General features: G+C 70.4%; 8 protein-coding genes. 4 read left to right on the top strand and 4 right to left on the bottom strand.

All coding sequences use genetic code 11. The annotated features are described in order from the left end of the window. Window positions 1-59: 59 nt before the first annotated feature. From qcrB to ctaE, 4 genes are read right to left on the bottom strand one after another with little or no spacing between them, the layout of a single operon-like run. Entirely contained in the window at window positions 60-1733 is a 1674-nt protein-coding gene (gene qcrB, locus ACR807_RS29020; protein WP_438924622.1) for a cytochrome bc1 complex cytochrome b subunit, read from the bottom strand. Beyond that, window positions 1730-2854 carry a cytochrome bc1 complex Rieske iron-sulfur subunit gene (gene qcrA, locus ACR807_RS29025; RefSeq protein ID WP_438924623.1) on the bottom strand — a complete coding sequence of 375 codons (1125 nt, stop codon included), beginning with the start codon at window positions 2852-2854 and terminating at the stop codon, window positions 1730-1732. Before qcrA ends, qcrB begins: the two co-directional genes overlap by 4 nt. Further along, window positions 2851-3660, bottom strand: a complete 810-nt coding sequence (qcrC, locus tag ACR807_RS29030) for a cytochrome bc1 complex diheme cytochrome c subunit (RefSeq protein ID WP_438924624.1) — start codon at window positions 3658-3660, stop codon at window positions 2851-2853. The genes qcrA and qcrC overlap by 4 nt, the downstream gene beginning before the upstream one ends. A gap of 44 nt (window positions 3661-3704) precedes the next feature. Then, the gene (gene ctaE, locus ACR807_RS29035; protein WP_438924625.1) at window positions 3705-4313 is read right to left on the bottom strand and encodes an aa3-type cytochrome oxidase subunit III; all 609 of its coding nucleotides are present in this window, start codon (window positions 4311-4313) and stop codon (window positions 3705-3707) included. Between the two features lie 84 nt (window positions 4314-4397). Here ctaE and ACR807_RS29040 point away from each other — a divergent pair, with 84 nt between their 5' ends. From ACR807_RS29040 to ACR807_RS29055, 4 genes are all read left to right on the top strand, one after another. Beyond that, complete coding sequence (locus ACR807_RS29040; RefSeq protein WP_438924626.1) at window positions 4398-4790, top strand: hypothetical protein; 393 nt, start codon at window positions 4398-4400, stop codon at window positions 4788-4790. Window positions 4791-4842: 52 nt separating this feature from the next. After that, window positions 4843-5253, top strand: coding sequence for a hypothetical protein (locus ACR807_RS29045; protein WP_438924627.1), 411 nt, complete (start codon window positions 4843-4845; stop codon window positions 5251-5253). 5 nt (window positions 5254-5258) lie between these two features. Continuing rightward, window positions 5259-6314: an anthranilate phosphoribosyltransferase gene (gene trpD / locus ACR807_RS29050; RefSeq protein WP_438924628.1), complete on the top strand. Its 1056-nt coding sequence runs from the start codon at window positions 5259-5261 to the stop codon at window positions 6312-6314. 230 nt (window positions 6315-6544) lie between these two features. Next, complete coding sequence (locus ACR807_RS29055) at window positions 6545-7228, top strand: lysophospholipid acyltransferase family protein (protein WP_438924629.1); 684 nt, start codon at window positions 6545-6547, stop codon at window positions 7226-7228. The last annotated feature ends 36 nt before the right edge of the window (window positions 7229-7264 follow it).

A 7264-nucleotide genomic window follows, 5' to 3' on the forward strand; every position in this document is an offset into this window, starting at 1 on the left:
CCCCACGACGACGAGAGCCCCCGCACCGGCCTGGTGCGGGGGCTCTCGTCGTCAGCGGGTCAGTCCTCCGGCTGGGCCGGCTTCCCGGCCAGCTCGCCGGCGGACGCGTTCTCGCCGCTCAGCGCGTCGTTCGCGGACACGCCGCGGGCGGCGCGGGCGCGGGCCAGCGCCGCGGTCTCCTCCGGCGCGTCCGGCGTCAGGAAGCTGCCCGGCACCGGGTGCCCGGCGGACCCGAGCTTGTTCATCTTCTTCGGCACCGACGCGCCCTGGTAGGCGAGCGGCAGCGGGTGGCCGTGGTCGTCCACCGGGCCCAGCGGCTGGTGGACCTCGATGAACTCGCCGTGCGGCAGGCGCTTGATGATGCCCGTCTCGACGCCGTGCTCCAGCACCTCGCGGTCGGCCCGCTGGAGGCCGATGCAGATCCGGTAGGTGATGAAGTAGGTGATCGGCGGGACCAGCAGCATGCCGATGCGGCCCATCCACGTCATCGCGTTCAGCGAGATGTCGAACTTGAAGGCGATGATGTCGTTGCCGCCCGAGATCAGCAGCACCATGAAGTACGCGATGGCCATCGCGCCGAGCGACGTCCGGACCGGCACGTCGCGGGGGCGCTGGAGCAGGTTGTGGTGCGCGTAGTCCTTGGTGAGCTTCCGCTCGATCCACGGGTACACGGCCGCGATGCCGGTGAGCAGCGGCAGGCCCAGCATGAACGGCAGGAACGGCTCGGGCACCGTGTAGTTGCCCAGGTAGAGCTCCCACGCGGGCCACAGGCGGATCAGGCCGTCGGTCCAGCCCATGTACCAGTCGGGCTGCACGCCCGCGGACACCTGGCCCGCGTTGTACGGGCCGAAGTTCCACACCGGGTTGATCTGGAAGACGCCGCCCATGATCGCGGTGACCGCCACGACGATGGCGAAGAAGCCGCCGCCCTTGGCCGCGAACACCGGCATGATGCGCACGCCGACGACGTTGGTCTCCTTGCGCCCGACGCCCGGGAACTGGGTGTGCTTCTGGTACCAGACCAGGCCCAGGTGGACGGCGATGAGCGCCAGGATGATGGCCGGGATGACCAGGATGTGCAGCGTGTAGAGCCGCGGGATGATCTCCGTGCCGGGGAACTCGCCGCCGAAGGCCAGCCAGTTCAGCCACGTGCCGATGACCGGGAACGAGATCAGCAGCGCCGCCATCACGCGCAGGCCGGTGCCGGACAGCAGGTCGTCGGGCAGCGAGTAGCCGAGGAAGCCCTCGATCGCGCCGAGCATGAACAGCACGATGCCGATGACCCAGTTGATCTCGCGCGGGCGGCGGAACGCGCCCGTGAAGAAGATCCGGAACATGTGCACGACGATCGCGCCCATGAACAGCAGCGCGGCCCAGTGGTGGACCTGGCGGACGAACAGACCGCCCCTGACCTCGAACGAGATCTCCAGCGTCGACTCGAACGCCCGGGACATCGGGATGCCCTGGAGGTTCGTGAACGCGCCGTCGTACAGGACCTCTTCCATCGACGGGTCGAAGAAGAGCGCGAGGTAGGTGCCCGACAGCAGCAGGATGATGAAGCTGTAGAGGGCGATCTCGCCGAGCAGGAAGGACCAGTGGGTCGGGAACACCTTGTTCAGCTGTTTCCGCATGCCACCGGCCATGTGGAACCGGTCGTCAGCCCACTTCGCGGCACCGCCGGCCATGCGGCCGGCGGCTCCCTGCCGCTTGGTCGGCGTGGTGATGCCGCTCATGACTTACGCTCCCAGAACGCCGGACCCACAGCCTCGATGAAGTCGCTGCGGGCAATCAAGTATCCGTCCTCGTCCACCGTGATCGGAAGCTGAGGCAGGGCCCGGGTCGCGGGGCCGAACCGCGGCTTGCCGTAGTGGAAGACGTCGAACTGAGACTGGTGGCAGGGGCACAGCAGCAGACCGGTCTGCTGCTCGTACAGGGAGGCCGGGCACCCGAGGTGGGTGCAGATCTTCGAGTACGCGTACAGGTCACCGTAGTTGAAGTCCTCTTGACCCGCACGCTTCACGATCTGCTGGTTCGGGCGGAACTTGATCAACAGCACGGGGTTGTCGACCCGCTTGGTGGCCAGGATGAGCGCGTGCTCGTCGTCCCGCTCGGACTCCCGGAACGGGAAGACGGTGAGGTAGCCGCCGGCGTCCAGGTCCTCCGGGCGCACCAGGACGACCTCGTGCGGGTCGCCGGTGTAGTTGCGCAGGTAGACCTTCTCGCCGTTCTCGGCCTTCCAGCCGGTGTGCCACAGCGAGTCCTTGGACTCGCTGTCGGCCCACGGGTTGCGCAGCAGGCCGCCCAGCGGCACGGCCAGGACGCCCAGGCCGAACACGCCGGCGCCCAGGCCCGCGGTGCGCTTGATGAGCGACCGGCGGCCGATCGTGGAACGCGCGCCCGCGTCGCCCAGCTCGGCCAGCACGGTGGCCTTGTCGACCTCGGACGAGCCGCCGTCGTGGCGCTGCTGGACGGCCAGCTCCTCCGGGATGAACTTCTTCGTGTAGAGCAGCGCGCCGATGCCCAGGCCCAGGATCGACAGGCCCAGGGTCAGGCCGATGACCGGCGTGTACAGGCTGTACAGGAAGTGGTGCTCGGTGTTCGGGGCCTCGTACTTCCAGGGCCACCAGATGAACGCCACCAGGAAGCCGATGCCGCCGAGGGCGGCGATGAGGAACCAGAGGGCCACGAGGCGCTCGGCGCGCTTCTCCGCGCGCGTGCCCTTGACCGGCCAGCGCTCCTCGTAGTGGACCAGCTCGACGCCGTCCAGGTTCGTGCCGAGCTTGACCAGCTCGTCCCTGCTCATCCCGGCGAGCTCTGCCTCGCTGGGCACGTTGGTCGGCTTCTCGCCGCTCATGCCTTGGCTCCGATCCAGAGGGTCACGCCGATCAGGGCGGCGATACCCACGATGAACGCGATCAGACCCTCCGATACCGGCCCGAGGCCGCCGAGGGGGGCGCCGCCGGGGTTGTTGTTCCCGTCGGTCACCGACTTGATGTACGCGATGATGTCTTCCTTCTCCTCCGGCGTGAGCTGCCGGTCGGAGAACTTCGGCATGTTCTGCGGGCCCGAGAGCATCGCCGTGTAGATCTGCTCCTCGGTCACCCCGTCGAGCTCGGGTGCCCACTTGCCGGACGACAGCGCCCCGCCGCGACCGGTGAAGTTGTGGCACGCCGCGCAGTTCAGCCGGAACAGCTCGCCACCGCGGGCCGGGTCCTCGCCGCGCAGCGCCTCGCCGCGCTCCTCGGGGGTCGTCGCGCCGCCGCCGCGGGTCTGGATGAACGCGCCGAGCGCGTCCACCTCCTCCGCGGTGAACTTGGTGGGCTTGCGCTGGGCCTGGGCCTCCTGGCGGGCCATCGGCATCCGGCCGGAGGAGACCTGGAAGTAGACGGCCGCCTCGCCCACGCCGATGAGGCTGGGGCCGCGGTCCTCGACGCCGTCCAGGTTCTTGCCGTGGCAGGTGATGCAGGTGTTGTTGTAGAGCTGCTCGCCCAGTCGCACCTGCGCCGGGTCGTCCTGCGCCTGGGCGGTCTGCGGCTGCGGCGCCAGGGCGCTGAACAGGAAGCCCGCGGCCAGCAGCGCGAAGCCCAGCGCGAGCAGGCCCGAGATCCGCCGGCGCAGCTTGGTGCTGCGCTTCCGGGCCCGTGTGGTGTTGGTGGTCATGTGTGCGGCAACCCTTGCTGGTGTGAGTTCGGGGTTCTTGCTGGTCAGGGCACGATGTAGATGACGGCGAACAGGCCGATCCAGACCACGTCGACGAAGTGCCAGTAGTACGACACGACGATCGCGGAGGTCGCCTGGGCCGGCGTGAACTTGCTCAGCTTCGTGCGGACCAGCAGGTAACCGAACGCGATCAGACCACCGATCACGTGCAGGCCGTGGAAGCCGGTCGTCAGGTAGAACACCGTGCCGTAGGCCGAGCTGGGGATGGTGGTCCCGTCCTCGACCAGGGTGAGGTACTCGTTCGCCTGGCCGGCCACGAAGATCGCGCCCATGATCAGCGTCACCAGGTACCAGCGCCGCAGGCCGAACACGTCGCCCCGCTCCGCGGCGAACACGCCCCACTGGCACGTGAACGACGAGGCGACCAGGATCACCGTGAAGAACAGGGCGTAGGGCACGTTCAGGTGCGTGGGCGCTGGGGGCCACGGTCCTTCGTTCTGGGCCTTCACCGTGAAGAACATGGCGAAGAGCCCCGCGAAGAACATGAGCTCACTGGACAGCCAGACGATCGTGCCGACGCTGACCATGTTCGGGCGGTTCAGCGAGTGCACGCGCTGGCCGATTGAGGGCGCTGCCGTTGTCACACGACGCATTATTGCTTGCAGGTTTTCGCTCCGCCCATCGGGTCCGGGGCGGTGCCGCAGGTCATCTGGGTCACACGGGCGGGACGGGGTGCCATGGGATTGCTGGACCGGTTGCGCGAGCGCTTCACGCGGCGCGGCGTACCTGCACCGGGGATCGATTCACCCGGTCTGGTGGTGGTCGCCGAGGCGTTCGACCTCGTGGAGGCGGACTCGGCGGTGCTGGCCAGGTCGGCGGGGTGGCGGGCGGAGGAGCCGGCGGTGCTGCGGCACCACCTCGTGCTGCCGCCTGACCAGGTGGAACGCGCCCGGGAGCTGCTCGCCCAGGACGGGTGGACCGTGCGCGCGGGCGAGCGCGTGCACGCGTTGCGCGTGCAGAGGCTGGACGCGCTGCACTGCGCCCAGGAGCGGGCGCGGATGGCCGGGCTCGCCCAGCGGCTGGGCGGCGACTGGATCGGGTGGGATGCGCTTCAGGTCACACGCGGGTAGGCGGATAACATCTCCGTCACCTGGCACCCGACCCGGCCGGAGGATCGCGCACATGAGCACGCAGACGACCAAGATCCTGGTGTTCAGCCACCGCCCCGAGGTGCGTGAGACGATCATCACCGCGGTGGGCCGCCGTCCCGCGCCGGACCTGGGCCGCGTGGAGTACGTCGAGGTGGGCGGCATCGCCGACGTCCTCTACGAGATGGACAACGGCGGCGTCGACCTCGCGATCCTCGACGGCGAGGCGCAGCCCACCGGCGGCATGGGGCTGTCCCGCCAGCTGAAGAACGAGATCACCGACTGCCCCCCGATCGTGGTGGCCGTCCGGCGCAAGGACGACCGGTGGCTGGCCACCTGGTCGCAGGCGGACGCGGTGCTCGTGCACCCGCTCGACCCGCTGGCCGCCGCCGAGACCGTGGCCGAGGTGCTGCGCTCGACGGCCCTGCCCGTCGTCCGGGGCTGATCACCGTGGTGGACCGCACCTGGCCGTTACTGCTCAACCAGCTGATCGACCGGGTCGACCTGGGCGAGGCCGACACGGCCTGGGCCATGGACCAGGTCATGACCGGCGCGGCGACCCCGGCGCAGATCGCGGGCTTCCTGGTCGCGCTGCGCGCCAAGGGCGAGACGCCCGAGGAGGTCGACGGCCTGGCGCGGTCCATGCTCCAGCACGCCCGGCGGTTCACCGTGGAGGGGCGCGTGGCCGACATCGTCGGCACGGGCGGCGACAACTCCGGGTCGGTCAACATCTCCACGATGGCGACGCTGGTCGCGGCGGCGGCGGGCGTGCCCGTGGTGAAGCACGGCAACCGCGCGGCGTCGTCCAAGTGCGGGACGGCCGACGTGCTGGAGGAGCTCGGCGTGGCCATCGACCTGCCGCCGCTGGGCGTGCGGGAGACGGTGGCCGAGCTGGGCATCGGGTTCTGCTTCGCGCCGGTGTTCCACCCGGGGTTCCGGCACGCGGGCGTGCCGCGGCGGGAGATCGGCATCCCCACGTCGTTCAACCTGCTCGGGCCGCTGACGAACCCGGCGCAGCCGACCGTCGGCCTGATCGGGTGCGCGCGGGCCGCCGCGGCGCCGCTGATCGCGGGCGTGTTCGCGCGGCGCGGCAGCACGGCGCTGGTCGTGCGCGGCGACGACGGGCTGGACGAGATCACCACGACCACCACGACGACCGTGTGGGTGGTCGACGGCGGCGTGGTCCGGGAGGACCGGGTCGACCCGTCGGTGCTGGGCATCGCGGCCGCGTTGCCGGAGGACCTGCGGGGCGGTGACGCGTCGTTGAACGCCGAGGTCGTGCGCGACCTGGTGGGCGGCAAGCCGGGGCCGGTGCGCGAGGCCGTGCTGCTGAACGCGGCGGGGGCCGTCGCGGCCCACGCGGGCCTGTCCGGCGACCTGCACGCGGACCTGGCGGCCGGCCTGGTCAAGGCGGCCGAGGCGGTCGACTCGGGTGCGTCCGCCGACCTCCTGCGCCGCTGGGCGGCCCGCTCCACGGAGCTGAAGGCCACCCTCACCGAGTCCTGAACGCAGAACTCAAGGCCCCCGAACGCAGGACTCGCGGGTCGCGAGCGCAGGACTCGCGGGTCGCGAGCGTTGGACTCGCCCGAGAGGCCAACGCCCAGGTCGGGCGAGTCCTGCGCTCAGGACCCGAGAGTCCTGCGTTCGCGACGGGTGAGTTCTGCGTTCGGGACGCCCGGTGGAGATGCCGACCACCTTTTCACCGCCCCGCAACAGTGGGCGGTCATGCTGTGTCCATGCTCTACACGGTGATGAAGCGGGTGGTCGCGCCCACCGCGCGGATGGTCTACCGCCCCCGGGTCGAGGGCCTGGAGAACGTGCCCGCCGAGGGACCCGTGATCCTCGCCCCGAACCACCTGTCGTTCATCGACAGCATCGTCGTCCCGATGGTCGTGCCGCGCCGGGTGTCGTTCCTCGCCAAGGCCGAGTACTTCGAGGGCACCGGCCTCAAGGGTGCGCTCTCCCGGTACTTCTTCGGCTCGCTGGGGCACGTTCCCGTGCGCCGGGGCATCGGGAGGGCCGCACGGGCCTCGCTGGACACCGCGAAGGAGATCCTGGACGGCGGCGGCGCGTTCGCCATCTACCCCGAGGGCACGCGGTCGCTGGACGGCCGGCTGCACCGGGGCCGCACGGGCGTGGCGCGGATGGCGCTGGAGTCCGGCGCGCCCGTGGTGCCGGTCGGCATCATCGGCACCGACAAGGTGCAGCCGGTGGACGCGAAACTGCCTCGCGTCAGGCCCGTGACCATCCGGTTCGGCACGCCCCTGAACTTCGACCGGTACGCCGGCATGCACGAGTCGCTGCCGGTGCTGCGGTCGGTCACCGACGAGATCGTCTACCGCATCCTGGAACTGTCCGGCCAGGAGTACGTCGACAGCTACCAGGCCGCCGGCGGCGGCGAGCAGCAGCAGGCCGCCTGAGAGCCGGGAACGACCAGGACCCCGAGAACGACGAAG

Origin of the sequence: Saccharothrix sabaoui (assembly GCF_051756985.1) — a bacterium.
Lineage (GTDB): Bacteria > Actinomycetota > Actinomycetes > Mycobacteriales > Pseudonocardiaceae > Actinosynnema.

Bases quoted from the DNA above. Each gene is read 5' to 3' on its own strand.
- qcrA (WP_438924623.1), bottom strand. From the start codon at position 2,854: ATGAGCGGCGAGAAGCCGACCAACGTGCCCAGCGAGGCAGAGCTCGCC.
- ctaE (WP_438924625.1), bottom strand. From the start codon at position 4,313: ATGCGTCGTGTGACAACGGCAGCGCCCTCAATCGGCCAGCGCGTGCAC.
- qcrB (WP_438924622.1), bottom strand. From the start codon at position 1,733: ATGAGCGGCATCACCACGCCGACCAAGCGGCAGGGAGCCGCCGGCCGC.
- ACR807_RS29040 (WP_438924626.1), top strand. From the start codon at position 4,398: ATGGGATTGCTGGACCGGTTGCGCGAGCGCTTCACGCGGCGCGGCGTA.
- qcrC (WP_438924624.1), bottom strand. From the start codon at position 3,660: ATGACCACCAACACCACACGGGCCCGGAAGCGCAGCACCAAGCTGCGC.
- ACR807_RS29055 (WP_438924629.1), top strand. From the start codon at position 6,545: ATGCTCTACACGGTGATGAAGCGGGTGGTCGCGCCCACCGCGCGGATG.
- ACR807_RS29045 (WP_438924627.1), top strand. From the start codon at position 4,843: ATGAGCACGCAGACGACCAAGATCCTGGTGTTCAGCCACCGCCCCGAG.